The sequence below is a fragment of the Flavobacterium sp. WC2421 genome (assembly GCF_040822115.1).
In the GTDB taxonomy this organism is placed as follows: domain Bacteria; phylum Bacteroidota; class Bacteroidia; order Flavobacteriales; family Flavobacteriaceae; genus Flavobacterium.
Genome location: NZ_CP162004.1, coordinates 3,437,505 through 3,460,113, shown reverse-complemented (window position 1 = coordinate 3,460,113; position 22,609 = coordinate 3,437,505). Strand labels below are relative to the sequence as shown.

Below are 22,609 nucleotides of genomic sequence, written 5' to 3'. Positions count from 1 at the left end.
AGTTTTCTTTGTTTAAAGTTTAAAGTCCCCGTTTTGATCAACTTTAAACCTTAAAATTTAAACTATTTTTTTATTTACTTAACTCCTGCAACGTCTTCAACGCTTTTAATCCTTTTCCTGAAAGTAAACTTTCTTTGGCTTGACCAAATCCTTCTAGTGGCGTGCATTTTGTCACTGTTGCAATTGCCATGGCCGCATTGGCACATACCACATTATTCTGCGCTTCATTTCCTTTACCGGATAGAATGTCAGTAAACATTTGAGCTGATTCATCAATTGTTTTCCCTCCTTCTATTTCACTTTGTGATAAAAGGCGAACACCAAAACTTTCATGGGATAACATTCCTTCCATACTGCTAGTGATAATCTTTGTTGGGCTAGTCAATGAAACTTCATCATAGCCATCTAATGAATGTAAAATAGTGAAATTCACATCGGTATTTTGGTATAAATACGCATACATTCTAGCTAGTTCTAAGTTAAAAACACCCACCAACTGATTTTTTGGAAAGGAAGGATTTACCATTGGTCCTAACATATTGAAAAAGGTTTTTACGGCCAATTCTTTTCGGATTGGACCTACATTTTTCATAGCGGGATGAAAAAGGGGAGCATGTAAAATACAAATTCCAGCTTTATCAATACTTCTTTCCAAGAAGTCATTTTCATTACTGAATTTGATTCCTAGTTTTTCCATGACATTACTAGATCCAGAGATGGAAGAAACACCGTAATTACCATGTTTGGCGACTTTAATCCCCGCACCAGCCGCTATAAATGAAGCCAATGTAGAGATATTGAAAGTGTCTTTTCCGTCACCACCAGTTCCACATAAATCAATAGCATTATAGGATGCTAAATCAACACGAATGCACAATTCCAATAGTGCTTCTCTAAATCCTGCAAGTTCCTCAATACTAATGCTACGCATCATATACACGGTTAAAAAAGCGGAAATCTGACTTGGATTATAACTTCCGTTTGAGATATTAATCAATACATTTTTTGCCTCTTCTTTGGATAGCATTTCGTGGTTGATTAATCTATTTAGTATGTTTTTCATTTTTTTTTGTTTAAAGTTTTAGGTTTCAAGTTTCAAGTTCTAAAAATTGAACATTATGCTTTAACCCAATTCTCTAGCATTTTTTTCCCGTTTGGTGTCAGAACACTTTCGGGATGAAATTGTACACCGCGTACATCATAGGTTCTGTGACGCAACGACATTACTTGTCCATTTTCGTCGAATGAAGTAGCTTCAAGTACATCGGGTAAACTGGCATCAACCACCCAAGAATGGTAGCGTCCTACTTCAAATTCGTTACCTAATCCTTCAAATAAAAGTTCATCGTCGACAACGGTTTTTACATTGGTAGCTATACCATGATACACTTTGTCTAGATTAGAAAGCGTTCCTCCATATACTTCACCAATGGCTTGTTGACCAAGACATACTCCAAAGATACTTTTGGTAGGACCGTATTTTTGAATTACAGCTTTCAATAATCCTGCTTCATCTGGAATTCCAGGACCTGGAGAAAGTAGTATTTTATCAAAACGCGCTATTTCATCTATATCAAATTCATCGTTTCTATATACTGTCACTTCACAGTTTAAATCCTCTAGGTAATGTACCAGATTGTATGTGAAACTATCGTAATTATCTATAACTAGTATTTTCATTTTTTTATTGAAAATTGAAAGATTTAAAGATTGAAAAAAGCTCATTTCGAGTAATCTTTAAATACTTAAATTATTAAATCTTTTAATTATTTTTTAAATTGTTTCTGCCAAATCAAGTGCGGTATTCAATGCTCTTAATTTGTTATATACTTCTTGCATTTCGCTTTCTTCATCAGAGCTGGCTACAATTCCGGCGCCGGCTTGCGAATGCAATTGGTGATTTTTACTTAAGAATGTTCGTATCATTATCGCGTGATTAAAGTTGCCTTCAAAATCCATAAAACCGATGGCGCCACCGTAGAAATTACGATTTGTTTTTTCGTAATCTTCAATCAATTGCATCGCTCTGTGTTTAGGTGCTCCACTCAATGTTCCAGCTGGGAAAGTATCCGCTACCACTTGCATTGTAGTGGCTTTTTCATGTAAATGCCCCGTTACTTTTGAAACTAAATGAATTACATGAGAGAAAAACTGCACTTCTCTATAGCGTTCTACGTTTACGTTATGACCGTTGCGACTTAAATCATTACGAGCTAAGTCGACTAGCATCACATGTTCGCTATTTTCTTTTTTGTCTTCAGATAATTGTTTGGCAAGAACCGCATCTTTTTCATCATCACCAGTACGTTTGAACGTTCCTGCTATAGGATGAATTTCTGCCTTACGGTCTTTAACTATAATTTGAGCTTCGGGCGAAGAGCCAAATATTTTGAAATCACCATAATCAAAAAAGAAGAGGTAAGGGGATGGGTTGATGCTTCTTAATGCTCTATAGACATTGAATTCATCTCCTTTGAAACCTTGAGTAAAACGGCGTGATAATACTAATTGAAATACATCTCCACGGAAACAATGCTTTTTGGCCAGAGCCACATTGTGTTTAAACTCTTCATCAGTTAAGTTAGAGAAACCTTCTCCTTCTTTGGTAAATTTATAAGAGGCAATATTTCTTGATTGTAACAGTTGCTCCATCTCTGAAATATTATTTCTTCCGTCTAAACTATGACAGAAAATATAAGCTTGATTTTTGAAATGGTTAATCGCAATTATATTTTGGTATACGGCATAATACACATCAGGAATGGTATTGCTATTTTCTTTTTTGGCAATTTTTACTTTTTCAAAATAACGAACTGCATCATAAGAGATATATCCAAACAACCCATTGTTTATGAATTTAAAATCATTTTTTTCTGATTTGAATTGGTGTGAAAATTCTTGAATAACTTCTGGAATTGAAGTATTTTCATCAATCGCTATTTTTTCAGAAGTCCCATCAGGATAGGTTTTGAAAATAGTTTCGTTTTCGATTTTTATCGAAGCGATAGGATTGCAACAGATGTAAGAAAAACTGTTGTCACTTCCATGATAATCACTACTTTCAAGCAATAAACTATTAGGGAATTTATCACGTATTTTTAAATAAACACTCACAGGAGTTATCGTATCTGCAAGTATTTGTTTGTATTTAGTATTTAAAGTAAATAGTTTCAATTGAAATAATTTTTATGATTTATAATTTGATGAAAGGCAACTTTTTAGCACAAAAAAAAGGCCTGTCGTCATGACAAGCCTTTTATATTTATATTTGATAATACTATAGGAGCTTAGTTCACGACTATTGACGTAAATTGTTCCACCACCAAGTATTGTTTATTGTTGTTTTCATGTTACAAATATATAAATGTAAATTGGTTATTCAAATACAATAAACTAAAAAAAATCTAATTTTTTAATCTTTTTTGTTAGATTATTAGATAGATTGAAGTAAAAAACCCAACAATTACTTGTTGGGTGAATTAGTAAACGTGGTATTATATAATATTTAGAATTTTAAAGCTACTGCTAATTCAAATTCATCAGAGATTGCTTTGTCTCCAAGGTTATCAAAAATACTTCCTGAACCGTATTTAATGTCATATTTAGTTCTATCTACGTTGAATGCTGTTGTTGCTGTATTTCCGTTCACAGCGATATCAAAAGTTACTGGTTTAGTGATTCCTTTAATTGTTAAATCAGCAGTAACCGTGTAAACATTTTTAGCTTTTGCTCCAATTTTTTTGAAAACTAATGTAGAAGTTGGGAATTTTTCAGTTCCGAAGAAATCTTCTGATTTCAAGTGACCGTTTAATTTTCCTTGGTATTCACCTGAAAGATCAGTAGAAGTCAATGAAGTCATGTCAACTGTGAAAGTTCCACCTACTAATTTTGCTCCTTTAAAAACAAGTGCACCGTCTTTAAGATTTACTGTTCCATTGTGTTGTCCAGTTACTTTTTTTCCAACCCAGTTGATTGTACTTGCTGCTGCATCTACTTTTTTAGTTTGTGCAGATACTGATACTGTAGATAAAACTACTACTAATGCTAATGCAATTGATTTTAAATTTTTCATTTGTTTAATTTTTTTGTTTGAATTGAATTTTGATTACTAATTATAATGTGATAAATAAATCTTCGTTTGATTTTCTAACTTTTTTGTAATGTTGGGTATCGTCTTCTGTATGACGGTATCCAACTGGTGCTATTACAGCTGCGTTTAGGTTTAGTTTGTCTAATCCTAATATTTCATTAAACTGTGCTGCATTAAAACCTTCCATTGGAGTTGCATCTATGTTTAATTCAGCAGCGGCATTCAATAAATTTCCTAAAGCCAAATATGTTTGTTTTGCTGTCCAAACATTTTTAGCATCTTCAGGAATTGGATTCACAAACCCTTTAATATAATCACCATATCCTGCTAATGCTTCCAATGGCAATTCTCTAATTTCACTTGTGTTTTTTAAGTAAGCATCAATTTCTGTATTTCCTACGTTTGTTTGATTGGCAAAAACAAATAAATGCGAAGCATCAGTAATTTGAGATTGACCATAAGCAACGGGCAATAATTGTGCCTTAATTTCTGGATTTTCAATAATTATCACTTTGTACAGTTGAAGTCCAAATGAAGAAGCGCTTAAACGAACTGCTTCTTTAAGAAAATCTAAATCAGATTCAGTAATTTTTTTTGAGCTATCGAACTTTTTTGTAGCATAACGCCAGTTTTGTTTATCTAAAAAGGTATTCATAATTTTTATATTTATTGATTTCTGTATTTTTCTAATAATTCATTTAATAATTCTAACTCTTCGGTATTTAAATTCTTCGAGAAGTGTTTTTCATGTTCTATTACTTTAGGATCTAATTCAGTTAAAACATCTAATCCTTTTTGAGTAATCATCACTTCAATTTTTCTTCTGTTTTCAGGACAAACATTTCTAGTCACGAAATTCTTTAATAACAATTTATCAACTAAGCGAGTGGTGTTACTGGTTTTTGCTATCATGCGTTCTTGTATCACACACATGTTAGCTGGATTTCCTTTTTGACCTCTTAAAATTCGTAAAACATTATATTGTTCTCCAGAGATGTCATAAGGTTTCATCACCTCATTAAATTTTTCATTTGTGATATTTTGAGTATATAAAATATTCAAAATAATTTTTTTTGAAATATCTAATGGTATGGTGCTTTTTATTTCATCTTCAATTTTCATAATACCTTATCTTATTTGTTGGTACAAATGTAACACTTTTTTTATTTGTATATACAAGTGTTAAGTTAATTATTTGTTATTATTTTATTTAGACGGAATCGATTAGCTTATAAGTATTTGTTTTTTAGTGTATTATGTGTTTTTTTTTGAAGTAGTTATATGTTCAATCTAAAAGCCGTATTTTTTAATTAGTATGAAATTGTGGTTTTTAGATTAGTTTTAAAAGGAGACAGAAGTAGGGTGTAGCTCTTTTTGAATCCCTTTTTTAGATTTGCTTTGAGTTCCCATTGTAAGATAATTTACTTACTATTAAGATAAAAAGCTAACTCTTCTAATTTAGGATCTCGTAAATAACATTGGAATCATTATCATCATCTTTTCGATCTTGTATGAATTGCAAACCACATTTTTCTAGTAGTTTTCTAGAATTTTCGTTTTTAGTATGTGTGAATGCCTCTATTTTGGCGAGTTTTAGTTCGTTAAAACCAAAATCGATAATACGCTGTAGCACTTCTGTCATGATTCCTTTATTTTGAAATTCAGGACTTAAACCATAACCCACTTCAGCAATGGTATGGTTGTCCGAAAAATTCCAAAAACAAATGGTACCAATAAGTTCAGGTTGGTTATTATAAACGATTCCCCAAGTCACCGATTTATTGTTTTCGAAGTCTTGATTGATATCGGTAATAAATTGTAAGGCTTGTTCGAGTGTTTTTGTTTTTCGGTTCTCAGGTCTTTCGATGAACTGATTAATGGTTTCATCCGAGCGTAAGTATAAGATCACTGGAGCATCTGATTCTTCGATTTTTCGCAATAATAGGCGCTCTGTTTTTATTTTTGGAAAAGATGAAAAGTTCATTTGACTTTGTTTTGTTGGTACCGAATATACGCACTATTTGGGTATTGGAAGATGATTTCTAATCAATCAGTTCAAATGCAGCACTATCTTTTTCTTCTCCGTTTATGATAATCGAAAGTTTTTGTTGTCCAACGTAAAATTTTCGAGTGGTAATGAGTTTGAAACTTTGCTTTCGATTAATATCAGAAGATTGTTTGGGCTCAAAAAGACGTTCACTTATTTTAAATACTTTCTTTGAAAGTTGGCCGTTTTGTCGAAGATAATAAACCGCATATTCAAGTCGTACTGTTTGTTGTTTTTCATTATTATTTTGAACAGAAAACGAAAACTCCAAATGGTTTCCAATAGCTACTTTTGGAGTACTTATTTCAAAATTGGCGATGGCTATATTTGAACTATCAAGTCCAAAGTGTTTTAAAATTTCAGTATTTCCTTGCTTTAACAAGGTTCTACAACCGTGTTTTATAATGGCATCGGTCTCCTTGCTGTGTCCTTTCCAGTTGGTGGCAATTTCAATAACTATTTTTGGATTGTCTTTGGCAATGTCGTTAAGATTGTTTGCTACGCTTCGTCTAACATATTCTGAGGTGTCTGATTTGAGATTGGTCAATAACGGTAGAATAGGAGAAGGATTTTTTTTAAGTTCAGGAATAGCCATAGCCCAAGGTAGGCGGGGTCTGCAACCTTCGGAAGCCAGTCTTCGTATGTGATGATTTGGCGAATTTGCCCATACTTTCATCATTTCAATGGTTTTATCAAAATCGTGTTTTAAAAATTCCCGAATGGCAAATTCAGAGGAGCCAAACTGGGTGTAATAAGCCAGTGCTTCCATGGAAGTTTCAAAATCATGAATACCAAATTGCCCCACATAATCAGGAAAAATAAGTGCCGTATAACCTGTTGGACTGTTTGGAATTACCTTGTTTAATACTTGTATCGCTTCTTTAAAATCTATTGGAAGGTGATTTTTAAGTGTAATGGATGTAAAACGCAATCGTTCATTTAACGACCTGTTTTCTAAACCAATAGTTACTTCATCAATGAATTTTGTAGTATTAAAATTCACATCTGCATTATTAAATGCTGTTGCTAAACGCTCATAGAATTTTTTATTGAACATCTCCTTCAATTCTGCTGCCATATTTTATTTTTACTAATTAGAAAATGCCACCAACAAAGGTAGCATTTTCTTTATTTTAAGGTCTATCTCGTTTTGTTAAGAAAATAATTAAACCGTTATTTTCAATGATGAAATACGTTTTTCATTGATTTTGGAAAAACACTGATTCCGGTGATTTCAGTTTTAAGTCATTGGGGAGATGAAAATGAGGAGCGTTTGCGTTCTGTAATTTTGAAAAAAGAGTAAATTGTATTGGAAGATAGGGCGAGTTGTTTATTGGTTATTTTTTGTATTTTTTAATTGTTATAACATTCCCGAGGCTTGCTTTCGGTGTTAATGAGCCAATACCAAGCCTTTAAAAATATAGACAAATCATTAAATTAAACTAATGTTTGTTTTTTTTATATAAACTTTAAAGTTGTTTAATTGTTTATATTTTGTTAATAGTTCAACTTTATAGTGTTTTTTATTTTAATGTTTATATATTTGCATATAATTTAACACGTTAAGATGGCGGATAAAGCAATTGCAAAATCTTTTTTGCAAAAACTGAAGCAGATTATTAAAGTATGGTGCATTATCTTCTCCAATCGCCCCAAAAATAGTATTCAAAATCTTGCAGATTTAAGCATTACTGCCAAAATGCGTGAAGAAATAATTTTCAATCTAGAAATTGATGATTATAGTGAAGGTCCTTTAGAGGAAACTCAACAAGGGGGAGCTGAAATGTGGGTTTTCGGTAAAACAATTAAAGGTCAGCAAATTTATATTAAGTTGACTATTTCAAAAATCACAGACCAAGCAATTTGTATTTCTTTTCATAAGGCCGAATTCCCAATGGAATTCCCTCTTAAGGATTAAACTAAAAAAACAAATTAATTATGAAAAGTCCAATCACAGGTAAGGAAATGACCTTACAAATTGAAAAAAGTATTTTGGAATTTAGAAAAGAAAAATTCGAATATAATCACAAAAGTTATTATTGTGCAGATAGCGGAGAATCATTTACAACCACAGAGTTGGATGAATTTAATTTAAATCAAGTGTATAATCAATATAGGGATAAGCATAATATCCCATTTCCGGACCAAATTATTAAATTGAGGAATACTTATGGTTTATCTGCAAGTATGATGTCCAAAATATTGGGTTTTGGGACGAATAGCTATAGGAATTATGAAAAGGGGGAAGTTCCAAGTTTAGCAAATGCTAATTTAATTAATACGGTTTCAAATAGTATTTTGAACTTTAAGTTATTAGTTGATTTAAACAATGATTTGAATGATGAAGAAAAAATAAAAATCCTTAAAAGGATTGAAGTTGTCATTGAAAATTATCGAGAAAGCAAAGATGATAAAAATTATGTAGGCATTTTATTTGAAAATAGGTTACCTGATAATTATACAGGTTATAGAAAACCTGATATGGAAAAGATGTCAAATATGATTTTGTTTTTTGCTGAAAAGCTGAATCCTACGGAAACAATGATGAATAAATTATTATTTTATTCTGATTTTTATAATTATAAGAATACAGCATATTCAATAAGTGGCGCAAATTATATGGCGCATAATTATGGTCCAGTTCCAGTAAGATTTGGAGGTATATTTGATTACGCTGTAAATAAGGACTATATTTTCATGAAAGTGGAAGATTATGGAAATGGATATTGGGGTAAATGCTTTTATAAATCCAGTCAAAAAGATTTTAATTCAGAATTATTCAATTCCGAAGAAATAGAGTCTTTAAACGTTATTGTAAATACATTCAGAGGTTGCAATGCTACTCAAATAATGGGGAAAAGCCATGAGGAAAAAGCTTGGTTAGAGAATGAAAAAAGCAAAAGTTTAATAGATTATAATTATGCATTTGAATTAATTCACGTCTGATTTTTTCAAATGTTTGCCAAGTAACTTATACCATCAAATATATACAACTTTTTACGTTTTATCGATTACTTCTCTCCAATCCATAAAAAAACTCGAGCTGCTTTAACAACTCGGGTTTTGAATTTTATATAAAAACTAGAATTAGTCTTTCAAACCAATTTTAGTTAAAATAGTCTCTAGTAAACACCATTTGGTAAAACCAGATTGAATTAAATTAACGCCTATAAAAACGGTAAACCACATCCAGTTTTGATTTACATAGATTGTCAATAACAAACTGATTAAGATAAAAGATCCCACGATAATTCTAAATACTTTATTTTTCATAATTTCATTGCGAGGAATGAAGCAATCTTCTCCTCTAATTTAAGAGTTGTTAATTTGATTTTTCGATGTTTAATACGGCAATATGAATATTGGACAAAGTCTTTTGTTCCAAATTAAATTCATTTACCAGTTCAAAAAACAGATCTACATTTTCTTTCTTTACAAAAGCATAATACAAAATAGATTCGTTTTCATTCATTTCGCTTCCAAACCAATTACTTTCAATTGCTTCTTCAGAAATATCTTTAAATCCTGTCACCTCCTTATAGGTAAATGTTTTTACATCTGCTTTTTTAAGCATTTTTTTGATGGCTGCGTCAAATGCCGCGATGGCTGTTATGATAAGTAGTTTCATTTGTTTTTTTGTTTAAGGTTTGAAGTGTAAGGTTTTAGTGCTGTAACTTTAAACCTTAAACTTTGAACAATTTTTATTTTTCCCATTTCTTTCTCTCCGTCACATAATAAATCAACGGCACTACAATCAATGTTAAAATAGTAGAAACAATAGCTCCAAATACTAATGAAATAGCCAATCCTTGAAACAATGGATCAAATAAGATGATAGATGCTCCTATAACTACAGCTCCAGTTGTCAATAGAATAGGGGAGGTTCTTACTGCTCCAGCCTCTATAATCGCTTGTTTTAATTCGATACCATCATTCAGTCGGATTTCGATAAAGTCAATCAGTAAAACCGAGTTTCTCACCATAACTCCTGCCAAGGCAATCATACCAATGAAAGAAGTAGCAGTAAAATAAGCGCCCAATAACCAGTGACCAAATACAATCCCTATTAACGATAACGGAATCGCAAGCATCATCACGATTGGTGTTTTAAAGTTTTGGAACCAACCCACAATCAACATATAGATGATTACGATGGCTACCATAAAGGCAACACCTAAATCACGGAATACTTCTAAAGTTATCTGCCATTCTCCATCCCATTTTACAGTGAAATCACTTTCATCTGTAGGTTGTTCCATGTACAATTCATTGACCTTATAACCTTTTGGAATATTCATTTTGTCCAATTTCTCGGTCATTCCCAGAATGGCATACACAGGACTTTCTAACGCTCCAGCCATATCAGCGGTTACATAAACTACCCGTTTTTGATCTTTTCTATAAATGGTTTTTTGTAGCGTATCTGTTTTTACTTTTACCAAATCACTTACAGGAATCATATTCCCTTGGCTTCCTTTTATTTTTAAGTTCTGAATGTCTTGCAAGCTTGTTTTGTCTTTATCGTCTAGCGAAAGCACAATACCTACATTGTCATTAGAATTCTCAGCATACAAATTAGAAATAGGATATTCCTTCAATAAATACGTCAAATTCCCCACGATTTGTTGTGGTGCAATCCCGTTCAGCATTGCTTTTTCTTTGTCCACTTCCAGTTTGTATTCTGTTTGATTGTCTTCTACAGTCCAATCGATATCTACAATTCCATCTGTTTTATGTAAAATGTCTTTTACTTGTTGCGCTACTTTAATTTGGTCTTTGTAATTTTGTCCGTAAACCTCAGCAACCAATGTTGATAATACAGGAGGTCCTGGTGGAACTTCGATAATTTTTACATTTGCACCATATTTTTTAGCTATCTTCTGAATTTCAGGACGTACCGTTTTTGCAATGTCGTGACTTTGTAATTTTCGATCTTCTTTGTGTAATAAATTTACTTGAATATCAGCCATATTACTTCCACCACGCAAATCATAATGACGAACTAATCCGTTAAAAGTGATTGGAGCCGATGTTCCAATGTAGTTTTGATAATTAACGACTTCTGGAATTGTCGTTAGATACTGTGCAATTTCTTTAGTAACCGCTGATGTTCTTTCCAGAGTTGCTCCTTCAGGCATATCAATTACCACTTGAAATTCATTTTTATTATCAAAAGGCAACATTTTTACCAAAACTGATTTAGTGAAAAACATAGCAACAGAACCAAATAATAACAAAACAGTTACCCCTACAAGCACTCTACGCTTCATGCTGCTTTCCAATAAAGGACGCTCTAGCTTGTTGTATATTTTATAAATAAAGTTAGTTTCTAAACCTTCGGCTTCTTTATGACCTTGCTCGTCTTTTTCTTGCAATAAATGATATCCTAAATAAGGCGTAACCGTCAAGGCAACAAATAAAGATAAAATCATAGCAATCGAAGCTCCTATAGGCATCGGACTCATATAAGGTCCCATCATTCCAGATACAAATGCCATTGGTAAAATAGCTGCGATAACCGTAAATGTTGCTAAAATCGTTGGGTTTCCTACTTCATTTATAGCATAAATAGCAGCTTGTTTAAAGGGCAATCGCTTCATCTTGAAATGCCTGTGCATATTCTCTGCGATAATAATACTGTCATCGACGACAATTCCCACCACGAATACCAAGGCGAAAAGTGTAATTCTATTCAACGTATAATCCAGCATATAATAACTGAACAAAGTCAATGCAAACGTTAATGGAACCGAAAAGAATACTACTAATCCACCTCTCCAGCCCATAGCAAACATCACTAAAATGGTAACCGCCAAAATAGCGATTCCTAAGTGCATTAACAATTCACCCACTTTGTCTGATGCTGTTTCTCCATAATTACGAGTTACCTCAACATGAACATCGTTCGGAATCAAGTTCGATTTTAAATGGTTTACTTTTTCAATGATTTTCTCCGAAATTTTCATGGCATCAGCCCCTTTTACTTTACCTACAGATATCGTAACCGCTGGATATTCAGATTGGGCGCTTTTATAGTTTTCGTTTGTTTTACCATAACCAAAAGACACATAATTTCTAGCAGTCGATGGTCCGTCTTGAATCGTAGCCACTTGTTTTAAGTAAACCGGCATATTTTTATTGACACCTACAACAAGATTTTCTACATCATCGGCTGAGGTTAAGAATTTACCTGTAGTAATCAAATATTCTTGATCTTGATTTACAAAACTTCCCGATTGAGAACTACTGTTATTGGCTTGAATCATTTGCATGATACCCAAAGCATCAATGCCATTCTCGGCCATTTTATCTTTGTCTAAAACTACTTTTAGTGTTCTACTACGTCCACCAATTTCTTTTGTAATAGCAACATCTTTTACTTTTTCAATTTCCGAAGTTACCTCTTCAGCAATTTGACGCAATTGAAAATCGTCCATTTTGTCGCTCCAAAGCGTGATTCCAAGCATAGGAACATCATCAATAGAACGTGTTTTTACCATTGGTTTGTACACTCCTTTTGGGAACATATCTTCGTGTTTTGCTAGTTCGTCGTATAATTTTACATACGAACGCTCCACATCTTGACCTACGTAAAACTGAACAATAAGCATCGCTTGACCATTCATAGCCATCGTATGCACGTGTTCCACCCCTTTAATATTCGAGATGATTTTCTCTAGCGGTTTAGCCACACGACTTTCTACTTCAGTAGGACTCGCTCCTGGATAACCTACCATTACGTCGGCCATAGGAACATTAATTTGTGGTTCTTCTTCTCTTGGAATGAGAAAAGAACTATATACACCAATGATCATCAAACCCACCATCATCAAAATGGTTAGTTTTGAATTGATGAAAAAATTGGCGATTTTACCTGAAATTCCTTCTTGCATAATTTTTTATTTATTTGGGCGTGACCACAAGGGTCGGGCTATTCGTTTCAATCTTTATGTTTTTAAAGAAAAAACATAAAGGATTTTCACTTCTATCCCTCACGCTGGAATTAACAATGACATTTATTTTATTCGTTTTCAGTTTAGGTGTTCTGATTTTTAAACCTTAAACTTTAAACTTTTTTTACTGAATACTAACTTTCGCTCCGTTGTACAATTTACCTTCGGCAGAAACAATGTATTGTTCGTTTGCTGATAATCCAGACAAAACTTCTACTTGGTTGCCAAAAGTTTTCCCTATACGCAACCATCTTAAAATCGCTACATTTTCATTACCAATAGTATATATTCCAGTAAGTTGTCCTTGCTGTACTAAAGCGCTTTCCGGAACTAAAATAACATTACTTTCAGCAGTTTTTTCTTTGTTTTCAACTGGAAACTGAACATTAACAAACATTCCTGACAAGACTGAACTAGGCGTTTTATCTAAATTTATTTTCACTAGGTATTGGCCACCTGTATTTGTAGCTGATAAACTCACTTCGCTCACTTTTCCTGTCAATTTTTCATTAGAAGATTTTACCAAAACCTGTACTGGCATTCCTTTTTTAATAGCATTAATATCAGTTTCAGAAACCATCGCACTAACTTCTAACTTAGAAGCTCCTTCGATACTAACTAAAGGCATTCCTGGGTTTGCCATATCACCTTCTTTTACAAAAGTATTCGTTACCACTCCTGAAAATGGAGCTGTAATATTAGAATAATTGAATTGTGCCAATACTTCATTTCGCATTTGTTTTGCTCCTTCAAGTCCTGCTTTAGCCATTTCGTAACGAGCCGTCATGTCGTCTAGTTCTTTTTGAGAAGCACTTTGTTGTTTGAATAAGTTTGTAAAACGATCATAATCTTTTTTAGCACTATTGTAACCTGCAGTTGCTTGAAGAATACTAGCGTCTACTTGTGCTTTTTTAGCTTGTAAATCTGAATTGTTGATGCTTACTAATGATTGTCCAGCGCTTACTTTTTGACCTATAGTTACATGAACTTTAGTTACATAACCCATCATTCGGGTACTTAAATCGGCACTATTTTCGGCCTCAATTTTCCCACTTGCACTTACAAATGGACTGTTATCATTTTCGGATACTCCGCTTACTTTAACAGCAATTGCAGGAGATTCAGCAACTGCTTCTTTTTTCTCTCCGTTGCAGGATGTTAAAATAAAAAGGGAGATTGAAATTAGTGTTATTATTTTTTTCATGGTTTTTCGTTTGATTTTTTTGTCTTTCTTCTTTGTTCTAACAAATCTTACTTCGTTAAAAATTGTAAATATTGTTGTGTAAAATTATATTCAAAAACAGATTGTAAGTATTCTAATTCTTTTTTGAACATTTGAGTTTCAGTTTGTAATAAGTCAGTCGTTTTTTCTAATCCTTGTGCAAAACGATTGCTTCTTATTCTGTATGCTTCTTGAGATTGTTCTAAATCCAATTTAGAAAGAGCAACCTTGTTTTCGGCATCATTCAGCTGGCGGTTAGTTTTATTTAGTTCCAATTGGCTTTTGGCTTTGTATTGTTGGGTTTCAATTTCCGCTTTTTGAAAGTCAGCTTTCGCTTTTTCCATTTTTCCTATTGATTTAAAACCATCAAATACATTCCATGATAATTGAGCTCCTACAACATATCCCTTAGCCTTAGTTCCAAAAAGTACGTCGTCATACAATTCATAACTACCAAAAGCATTCAATCGTGGTAAGAAATTCATTTTACTGGAAAGAAACATTTTTTGATAGGCCTCAGTCGATTGATCCATGGCTTGAATATCCTTTCTGTTTTCAGAAAGTGTAGTATCTATATTTTTAATAGTAATCGTGTTTTCTAATTCTTCGGTTGGTTTGTAAACTTTATCACCAATATCTTCATTCAATAAAAAAGCTAAATAATCGGAAGCATTATGCACATTGCTTTTAGCATATTGTAATTGATTTTTAACTTCATTTACGCGTACTTGTACTGAAAGTAAATCTGTTTTTTGCAGCATTCCTTGCTTGAAATAATTATCTATTAATTTCAAATTAGCATCTGCGGTAGCATTCGCTTTTTCTAAAACGGCCACTGCTTTATACGCTAATTGCAATTCCATATACGATTTATTCACCTCTAGCTCGAGATATTCTTTGGTGCGCTCGGTTTGTAATCCGTAAGCATTCATTTTAGCTTTTGCAGCTTGTCTTCCATACATTCCATCTACATTAATTAAGGGCTGTAAAACCTCAATTTTAGTAGCAAAATTTTGTGTGCGATTTGGATTATTTAATAAATTTGGATCAAAATCGGAAGCCGTAAGGATTTCTTGATTTAATTTAGATCCAAAAGCCATTAATGGATTTGTTGTCGAAATGGCAGTATGTGAAGCCGTAATATTGGGTAAGAAAAGAGAATTAGATTGTCTATAATCTGCTTTTGCCGATTTAAAATCTTGTTCGGCGATTTTAATCTGTAAGTTTTTATCGGAGACTTTTTGCGAAAGCTCACTCTTAGAAATAGGCAAAGTTTCTTGACTATAACTAATAGTAGAGATGGAAATTGTTCCTAATAGTACTATTAAATTTATTTTCTTCATAATTTTTATTTCTAATTATTAAGGCAAAGATAAATTCAGAGCTAGGTATGCACAGTAACAAATGTCACATTCAGATTAGGTTTGTGGTTTTATTTGTTTTTAAAAAACTATCAAGAATTTATCTTAACATTTTTTCATTATATTTAGCATATATATAATGATTTTTAATAATGAGTATGAAAGAGAAAAGACCTACATATGAGGAGTTACTCAAAATAACAAAAGATCAAGAGTATGAAATTAGTCGTTTAATTAAAAAAGAACGATTAGTAGCAAATTTTGAGTTCTACTTCAAAGAATCTTTAGACTTAGTGTGTTTAGCTGGGTTTGATGGTTTTTTTAAAGAAATCAACCCCGCTTTTATAAAAATATTGGGTTATACTAAGCAAGAATTGTTGAACACCCCCTTCATAGAATTAGTCCATCCTGATGATGTAGCGAAATCAAATGCTGAATTAAAACAATTAGGACAAGGAATTTCATCATTACATTTTGAAAACAGATTTATCCAAAAAAACGGGGAAATTGTTTATATACAATGGACAACCAGCGTGGATTCTTCAAAAGAAAATATTTATGCAATAGGACGAGATATTACCAAAATTAAAAAAGCAGAGGCTGATTTATTAGAAAGTGAAGAGCTACTGGAAAATGCCCAAAAAATATCAAAAATAGGAAGTTGGGAGTATAATTATGTTGATCATAAAATGATTTGGTCAAACGAATTGTATTCGATTTATGAATTAGAGAAAAAAGATAATCAAGATTTATTTCAGGAATATGTAAAACGATTTTCTAAATCAGATGTAGATATATTTTTAGACAAAATAAAGAAATCTAAAATAGATAAAAAACCATTTGAAGCTGAACAAATTGCCATTATTAGTAAGAATAAAACAAAATGGGTTTATGCTATTGTTTACCCAATTGTCGATGAAAAAGGAGATGTAATTGGTTTAAGGGGGAATACTCAAGATATTAACGAAAAAAGGCAAATTAGAGAAGAACTTGATACAAGAAAACAAACAGAAGCTGAATTAAAACTAAAATTAGTAGAAGAACAGAGTAACCATAAGTTTAAAAATTATATTGAAAATGCACCTGATGGAATTTTTATTGTTGATGAAAACGGTAATTTTATTGAGGTAAATCATGCTGTGACTTTAATGTCGGGTTATTCAAAACTAGAGCTCTTAAAATTATCAATGATGGATTTAACATACCAAGAATCTATGGATGATTTGGGAGTGTGTTTTAATAGGCTAAAAACAGTAGGAGTATCAAAAGGAGAATTTAAAACAGTCCACAAATCCGGAGAAATTAAATGGTGTGGCGTCGATTCAGTAAAACTTTCTGAAAATCGATTTATGGGTTTTGTTAAAGATATTACTGAAATTAAACGTGCAAACGAGTTACTTAGAAATACTTTTGAGCGTATTACGGATGCTTTTGTAGCACTTGATAATGACTGGTGTTACACCTACATGAATAAAAAAGCAGGAGAAATTCTTAAACGTGATCCTGATCAAATGATTGGTAAACATATTTGGACTGAATTTCCAGATGCTGTTAAAGGAGACTTTTATAATGTATGTCATAAATCAATAGCAACTCAGGAGTATAATCGTTTTGAAGATTATCATAAGTCTAGTAAGCGATGGATTGAAAATCATATTTATCCATCAGAAAATGGTATATCTAATTTTTTTAGAGATATAACTGAAGAAAAAATTGTTAAAGAAAAAATTGAAAGTAACGAAAAGTATTTTCGTGCTTTAGTTGAAAATAATGAGGGAATTATTACCGTTCTTGACGAAAATTTAAAAACGATATTTCGCAGTCCTTCATCGGAACGATTAACTGGATATAGCAACGAAGAGTTAAAGAAAATTTCTGATTTAGATTATTACCATCCAGATTATGTAGAATACATGCAGGAGATCATCCAAAAAACTGTGGAAAATCCGGGTATACAGAATCAAGTTTTATTTCAGGTAAAACATAAGAATGGACACTATATCTGGTTAGAAGGAATATTGAATAATCTAATTGATAACAGCAATGTAAAAGGTATTGTTGCTAATTTAAAAGATGTCACTCAAAGTAAAATAGCTCAAGACTTAATTGAACAAAATGAAAAACGTTTTAGGGCTTTAGTCGAAAATATTGACGGTATTATAACAGTTGTTGATGAGAAATTAAAGGTTATTTTTAGAAGTCCTTCGTCACGGAAAATTACTGGATATACAGACAAAGAGTATGATGAGCTTCCTGAATCAGATTATTTTCATCCTGATTATTTAGAGTATATTCATGAAAATTTCAAAAAAATATTAGAGCATCCAAAAGAACCAGTATTTATTTTGTTTCAAGCGAAACATAAAAACGGAGATTATATTTGGCTGGAAGGTATATTAAACAATAGACTTCATGATGATAGTGTGAAAGGCATTGTAGCAAATTTTAGAGATGTTACAGCTAGAATAGAATCAAATGAAACACTTGTAAAAGAGCGTGATGTATTTGCTAAAATTGCAGCTACTTCACCTGGTTTAATTTATTCTATGCGCCAAAATCATGATGGTTCAATATGCTATCCTTATGCGAGTGATGCGGTAAAAGATATTTATGGATTTAGTTTTGAAGAAATAGAAAATAACGCAAATAAAATTTTCGATTTAATACATCCTGATGATATTGGTAACGTACTTGCAAAGATTAAAAAAACGAAAACGAAATTAGTACCTCTTAAAGGACAATATCGCTACTATCACCCTGTAAAAGGACTCGTTTGGCATGAAGTAAACTCTTTACCTGTTGTTGAGGAAGAAGGGACCGTGATATGTCATGGAATTGTTACTGATATTACAGATCGAATTAAGGCAGATGAAAAATTACTTAAAGCCAATAGACTTTATTTATTTATAAGTCAGATTAATCAAATGATTGTTAGAACTGTCGATCAAGAAACACTATTTAGGGAAGCTTGTACTATAGCGGTTGATTTTGGAGAATTTAGCATGGCATGGATTGGATTAATTGATTCCAAAAACAGTAGTGTTACACCCACAGTGGTTGCGGGAATTCATCAAGAATATCTGGATATAATAAAAACGATTACTACTGATGTAAATACAGTTGAAGGAAATGGACCTGCAGGGACAGCAATAAGGACTGGAAATTATTGTATAAGTAATGATATTGAAAATGATTTGATAATGGCACCTTGGAAAGAGGAAGCGTTAAAATGTGGCTTTCAATCTATAATGTCACTTCCTATAAAAAAATTCGGAATTGTAATTGGCGTTTTTACTTTTTATGCTGGAGAAAAGAACTTTTTTGATGCCGAAGAAATTGCTTTACTAGAAGAAGCAACTGGCGATGTCGCTTTTGCCTTGGAAATTTTCGAAAAAGAAAAATTAAAAGAGAAAGCGGAACAAAAAGTTTTCGAAAGTGAACAACGCTACCATACACTTACAGAAGTATCTCCAGTTGGGATATTTCGTACTGATGTAGAAGGGTATACGACTTTTGTAAATCCAAGTTGGTGCGAAATTTCTGGTTTGTCATTTGAGGAAGCGATCGGTAATGGTTGGCTTAAAGCACTACATGAAGATGATAAAGTAGGGATTTTAAATGGTTGGGAAAACGCAACTTATATTGGTGAAAAATCATTGTCAGAGTACCGTTTTGTAAGGCCAGACGGTTCGGTATCTTGGGTTATAGGGCAAGCCATTCCTGAGAAAAATGAGAAAAATGAAATAATAGGGTATATAGGTACTATCACAGATATTACAGAACGTAAAAAAATTGAGAGTTTAATTTTAAAAGAAAAACTACTTTCTGAAACAGTAATAAATAATCTGCCGGGAATATTTTATCTATACGATGAATCAGGAAAGTTTTTGAAGTGGAATGCTAATTTTGAAAAGGTAACTGAGTATAGTACGATTGAAATTGATCAGATGGGGCCTTTAGCTTTTTTTGATGAAGTAGAAAAAGAAAAAGTTAAAAAAAGGATAGAAGATGTTTTTGCCAAAGATAATTGTGTAGGAGAAAATAAATTACCAGGTATTGAAATTGAGTTTTATACTAAAAGCAATAAGAGAGTTCCCTATTATATCAACTCTCTTCCTGTAGAGTACGAAGGAAAAAGATGCGTTTTAGGAATGGGATTGAATCTAAGTGAAATTAAAAAAGCTCAAAATGAAATAAAAATAGCCAATGAACGATTTGAGAGAATTTCGGTTGCAACAAATGATGCGATATCCGAAGTTGATCTAGTGACAGGGGAAAATTGGAATAATAAAGCATTTGTTGAACTCTTTAATTTTGGTAATAATGACCAATTAAGTAATACTGATAATAAAGAAATTTGGAGATCTAAACTTCATCCCGATGATAGAGAAAGAGTTATTGATAAACTTGAAAAAGTATACTTAAGTGATGTGAATACTTGGTCAGATGAGTTTCGTTTTCTAAAAAAAGATGGAAATTATGGCTACTTTTTTGACCGTGCTGTTATAATCAGAGATGAATCAGGAAAGGCCGTACGTTATATTGGAAGTATGACTGAAATCACAGAATTACAAAATATAAAACAACAGCTTTTTAATAGTGAAGAAAAATACAGTAGTCTAGTAGAACAAGCATCTGATGCTATTTTTATTAATGATCTTTCAGGTAATTTACTCGAAGTAAATAAAAGTGCTTGCGATATGCTTGGATATACAAAAGAAGAGCTTTGCACAAAAAATCTAACGGATCTATATACAATTGATGAGCTTGCGAGCAGGCCTATTATGTACAATGAACTATTTAGTGGTGACCAAACATCTCTAGAGCGCCATATGATTCATAAAGATAGATCATTAATTCCTGTTGAAATTTCGGCAAAAATGCTAGTTGATAAACGTATTGTGGCAATAGTAAGAGATATAAGCAGGCGTAAGGCATCAGAAGATGAGTTTAAAAAAATGCATAAAAAATTGGAAGCAATTTTAGAAGCTATACCTGATTTATTGTTTGAAGTAGATATTAATGGCCTAATTTATAACTATCATTCTCGCCGCAATGATTTGTTGGCTTTGCCTCCAGACTTGTTTTTGAACAAAAGGTTTTCAGATGTATTACCTTCTGATGTTTCAAATATATGCCAAGAAGCAATTTTAGAAGCTGCAGAAAAAGGCTTTTCTACTGGTCGACAATATTCTTTACAGTTAGAAAACCGCATTCATTGGTTTGAACTGTCAATAGCTCCTATGCAAGAGGGAGAAGATGATGAAATACATTATATATGTTTGTCTAGAGATATTACAAATGCAAAACAATCGGATTACGCACATTTAAAAAGCGAGGAAAGGTACCGTGGTTTAATGAATAATCTTGATGCAGGAATTGTAGTTCATGCTCCTGACACCTCTATAATAGTCAACAATCAAAAAGCAGCAGAGTTATTAGGGTTAAATGATGGGAAAATGATCGGGAAAACAGATGCGGATACCGCTTGGGTGTTTTTTAGAGAAGATAAATCAATAATGGCAATTGAAGAATACCCTATAAACCAAATTATTTCCAATAAAAAATCACTTAAGAATTTCAGAATTGGAATAAATAATCCTAAAACCAAGGATGTTATTTGGCTTTTAGTTAATGGGTTTCCAGAGATTGATGCTAATGGAGAAATATTTGAAGTAGTAATTAGTTTTATCGATGTCACAGAACAAAAGGTGATGGAACTAGAATTAGTAAAAGCCAAAGAACAAGCTGAAACTGCTAATAGAGCAAAGACGGATTTTCTTGCCAACATGAGTCATGAAATTAGAACCCCATTAAATGGAATAATAGGTTTTACTCATTTGTTAATGAAAACAAATCTGGAAAAAAATCAATTAGAATATATGGGTACTGTTAGTGAATCAGCTACAACATTGATGCACATAGTAAATGATGTTTTGGATTTTTCTAAAATTGAATCGGGAAAGTTAGAATTAAGTATTGAAGAAGTAAACCTTTTTGAATTAATTAAACAAGTTGTTGATTTGTTTAAATATCAAGCTGTTCAAAAAGGTCTTAAATTGACTTTTACAATGGATAATAACGTTCCTGAATATGTTTTAGCCGACTCAATAAGATTAAAACAAATATTGGTAAATTTATTGAGTAACGCTTTGAAGTTTACTGATTTTGGAGAAATTAGATTAGATATAAGTGAGACAGGTACATTTAAAGATGATTATTTAGGTTTAAATTTTTCTGTAAAAGATACTGGAATTGGTATAAAGTTAAATAACAATGAAAAAATATTTAACTCCTTTGTACAAGAAGACAATTCAACGAGTAGGAAATTTGGAGGAACAGGTTTGGGGCTAGCTATTTCCAATAATTTATTAGCTCTAATGGACAGTAAATTACATTTGCAAAGTGAATATGGGGAAGGAAGTAATTTTTACTTTGATGTTAAATTTAAAAAAATCACTCCTACAATAGTTAACGTATTAGATTTTGGAAAATCTTCAATTGAGACGGAAAGTATACCTTCAGAAATTTTGAATAATAAGAGAGTGCTAATTGTTGAGGATAATAAAATCAATATGCTTTTGGCGAAAACATTGGTAAAAAGATTAATTACAAATTGTATTATTTTTGAAGCTAAGGATGGGAATGAGGGAGTTGAAATGTATGTGAAGGAGAAACCGGATGTTATATTAATGGATATTCAAATGCCAAATAAGAATGGATATGAAGCCGCTTATGAAATTAGAAAATTGGAAGGGGATACATCAAAAACACCAATAATTGCTGTTACTGCAGGTATTTTGACCGGAGAAAAAGAAAAATGTTTTGAATCAGGAATGGATGATTATCTCCCAAAACCGATCATTATTTCTGATTTAGAAAGCATGCTTTTAAAATGGTTAAATAAATAGGATTAATTCGCAATTACTATTAAGT

General features: G+C 32.2%; 16 protein-coding genes. 3 read left to right on the top strand and 13 right to left on the bottom strand.

From position 1 onward, the window contains the following. Window positions 1-70: 70 nt before the first annotated feature. The 8 genes from trpD to AB3G33_RS14715 all read right to left on the bottom strand — a co-directional run bounded on the left by trpD (window position 71) and on the right by AB3G33_RS14715 (window position 7,215). The gene (gene trpD, locus AB3G33_RS14750) at window positions 71-1,063 is read right to left on the bottom strand and encodes an anthranilate phosphoribosyltransferase (RefSeq protein WP_367770946.1); all 993 of its coding nucleotides are present in this window, start codon (window positions 1,061-1,063) and stop codon (window positions 71-73) included. 53 nt (window positions 1,064-1,116) lie between these two features. Further along, window positions 1,117-1,680 carry an aminodeoxychorismate/anthranilate synthase component II gene (locus tag AB3G33_RS14745; RefSeq protein ID WP_367770943.1) on the bottom strand — a complete coding sequence of 188 codons (564 nt, stop codon included), beginning with the start codon at window positions 1,678-1,680 and terminating at the stop codon, window positions 1,117-1,119. 93 nt (window positions 1,681-1,773) lie between these two features. After that, window positions 1,774-3,174, bottom strand: coding sequence for an anthranilate synthase component I family protein (locus tag AB3G33_RS14740; RefSeq protein ID WP_367754089.1), 1,401 nt, complete (start codon window positions 3,172-3,174; stop codon window positions 1,774-1,776). 331 nt (window positions 3,175-3,505) lie between these two features. Continuing rightward, window positions 3,506-4,072: a YceI family protein gene (locus tag AB3G33_RS14735; protein ID WP_367770941.1), complete on the bottom strand. Its 567-nt coding sequence runs from the start codon at window positions 4,070-4,072 to the stop codon at window positions 3,506-3,508. A 40-nt stretch (window positions 4,073-4,112) separates the two neighbouring features. Next, window positions 4,113-4,745 carry an NAD(P)H-dependent oxidoreductase gene (locus AB3G33_RS14730; protein ID WP_367770939.1) on the bottom strand — a complete coding sequence of 211 codons (633 nt, stop codon included), beginning with the start codon at window positions 4,743-4,745 and terminating at the stop codon, window positions 4,113-4,115. An 11-nt stretch (window positions 4,746-4,756) separates the two neighbouring features. Then, window positions 4,757-5,212 carry a MarR family winged helix-turn-helix transcriptional regulator gene (locus tag AB3G33_RS14725; RefSeq protein WP_367770936.1) on the bottom strand — a complete coding sequence of 152 codons (456 nt, stop codon included), beginning with the start codon at window positions 5,210-5,212 and terminating at the stop codon, window positions 4,757-4,759. A gap of 331 nt (window positions 5,213-5,543) precedes the next feature. Beyond that, entirely contained in the window at window positions 5,544-6,074 is a 531-nt protein-coding gene (locus AB3G33_RS14720) for a GNAT family N-acetyltransferase (RefSeq protein ID WP_367770933.1), read from the bottom strand. Between the two features lie 58 nt (window positions 6,075-6,132). Further along, window positions 6,133-7,215 carry a DNA alkylation repair protein gene (locus AB3G33_RS14715; RefSeq protein WP_367770930.1) on the bottom strand — a complete coding sequence of 361 codons (1,083 nt, stop codon included), beginning with the start codon at window positions 7,213-7,215 and terminating at the stop codon, window positions 6,133-6,135. 489 nt (window positions 7,216-7,704) lie between these two features. On the opposite strand from AB3G33_RS14715, the gene AB3G33_RS14710 reads away from it, so the two are divergent. Continuing rightward, complete coding sequence (locus AB3G33_RS14710) at window positions 7,705-8,055, top strand: hypothetical protein (protein WP_367770928.1); 351 nt, start codon at window positions 7,705-7,707, stop codon at window positions 8,053-8,055. A gap of 20 nt (window positions 8,056-8,075) precedes the next feature. Continuing rightward, on the top strand, window positions 8,076-9,083 hold the full coding sequence (locus AB3G33_RS14705; protein WP_367770925.1) for a type II toxin-antitoxin system antitoxin SocA domain-containing protein: 1,008 nt from the start codon (window positions 8,076-8,078) through the stop codon (window positions 9,081-9,083). A 141-nt stretch (window positions 9,084-9,224) separates the two neighbouring features. Here AB3G33_RS14705 and AB3G33_RS14700 read toward each other — a convergent pair whose 3' ends face one another. The 5 genes from AB3G33_RS14700 to AB3G33_RS14680 form a co-directional block, all read right to left on the bottom strand. Further along, a complete protein-coding gene (locus tag AB3G33_RS14700) occupies window positions 9,225-9,410 on the bottom strand; it encodes a DUF2892 domain-containing protein (RefSeq protein ID WP_367770923.1) in 186 nt (61 codons plus the stop codon). A 49-nt stretch (window positions 9,411-9,459) separates the two neighbouring features. After that, entirely contained in the window at window positions 9,460-9,765 is a 306-nt protein-coding gene (locus AB3G33_RS14695) for a hypothetical protein (protein WP_367770920.1), read from the bottom strand. Window positions 9,766-9,838: 73 nt separating this feature from the next. Then, on the bottom strand, window positions 9,839-13,030 hold the full coding sequence (locus tag AB3G33_RS14690; RefSeq protein WP_367770918.1) for an efflux RND transporter permease subunit: 3,192 nt from the start codon (window positions 13,028-13,030) through the stop codon (window positions 9,839-9,841). Between the two features lie 184 nt (window positions 13,031-13,214). Next, a complete protein-coding gene (locus AB3G33_RS14685) occupies window positions 13,215-14,294 on the bottom strand; it encodes an efflux RND transporter periplasmic adaptor subunit (RefSeq protein WP_367770916.1) in 1,080 nt (359 codons plus the stop codon). 47 nt (window positions 14,295-14,341) lie between these two features. Further along, a complete protein-coding gene (locus tag AB3G33_RS14680) occupies window positions 14,342-15,655 on the bottom strand; it encodes a TolC family protein (RefSeq protein ID WP_367770913.1) in 1,314 nt (437 codons plus the stop codon). 176 nt (window positions 15,656-15,831) lie between these two features. Here AB3G33_RS14680 and AB3G33_RS14675 point away from each other — a divergent pair, with 176 nt between their 5' ends. Next, window positions 15,832-22,584 carry a PAS domain S-box protein gene (locus AB3G33_RS14675; protein WP_367770910.1) on the top strand — a complete coding sequence of 2,251 codons (6,753 nt, stop codon included), beginning with the start codon at window positions 15,832-15,834 and terminating at the stop codon, window positions 22,582-22,584. The last annotated feature ends 25 nt before the right edge of the window (window positions 22,585-22,609 follow it).

What these genes read in the sequence shown, in the direction of transcription:
- AB3G33_RS14720 (WP_367770933.1), bottom strand. Translation starts at nt 6,074, where the DNA reads ATGAACTTTTCATCTTTTCCAAAAATAAAAACAGAGCGCCTATTATTG.
- AB3G33_RS14710 (WP_367770928.1), top strand. Translation starts at nt 7,705, where the DNA reads ATGGCGGATAAAGCAATTGCAAAATCTTTTTTGCAAAAACTGAAGCAG.
- AB3G33_RS14695 (WP_367770920.1), bottom strand. Translation starts at nt 9,765, where the DNA reads ATGAAACTACTTATCATAACAGCCATCGCGGCATTTGACGCAGCCATC.
- AB3G33_RS14700 (WP_367770923.1), bottom strand. Translation starts at nt 9,410, where the DNA reads ATGAAAAATAAAGTATTTAGAATTATCGTGGGATCTTTTATCTTAATC.
- AB3G33_RS14745 (WP_367770943.1), bottom strand. Translation starts at nt 1,680, where the DNA reads ATGAAAATACTAGTTATAGATAATTACGATAGTTTCACATACAATCTG.
- AB3G33_RS14735 (WP_367770941.1), bottom strand. Translation starts at nt 4,072, where the DNA reads ATGAAAAATTTAAAATCAATTGCATTAGCATTAGTAGTAGTTTTATCT.
- AB3G33_RS14715 (WP_367770930.1), bottom strand. Translation starts at nt 7,215, where the DNA reads ATGGCAGCAGAATTGAAGGAGATGTTCAATAAAAAATTCTATGAGCGT.
- AB3G33_RS14690 (WP_367770918.1), bottom strand. Translation starts at nt 13,030, where the DNA reads ATGCAAGAAGGAATTTCAGGTAAAATCGCCAATTTTTTCATCAATTCA.
- trpD (WP_367770946.1), bottom strand. Translation starts at nt 1,063, where the DNA reads ATGAAAAACATACTAAATAGATTAATCAACCACGAAATGCTATCCAAA.
- AB3G33_RS14725 (WP_367770936.1), bottom strand. Translation starts at nt 5,212, where the DNA reads ATGAAAATTGAAGATGAAATAAAAAGCACCATACCATTAGATATTTCA.
- AB3G33_RS14685 (WP_367770916.1), bottom strand. Translation starts at nt 14,294, where the DNA reads ATGAAAAAAATAATAACACTAATTTCAATCTCCCTTTTTATTTTAACA.
- AB3G33_RS14680 (WP_367770913.1), bottom strand. Translation starts at nt 15,655, where the DNA reads ATGAAGAAAATAAATTTAATAGTACTATTAGGAACAATTTCCATCTCT.
- AB3G33_RS14705 (WP_367770925.1), top strand. Translation starts at nt 8,076, where the DNA reads ATGAAAAGTCCAATCACAGGTAAGGAAATGACCTTACAAATTGAAAAA.
- AB3G33_RS14730 (WP_367770939.1), bottom strand. Translation starts at nt 4,745, where the DNA reads ATGAATACCTTTTTAGATAAACAAAACTGGCGTTATGCTACAAAAAAG.
- AB3G33_RS14675 (WP_367770910.1), top strand. Translation starts at nt 15,832, where the DNA reads ATGAAAGAGAAAAGACCTACATATGAGGAGTTACTCAAAATAACAAAA.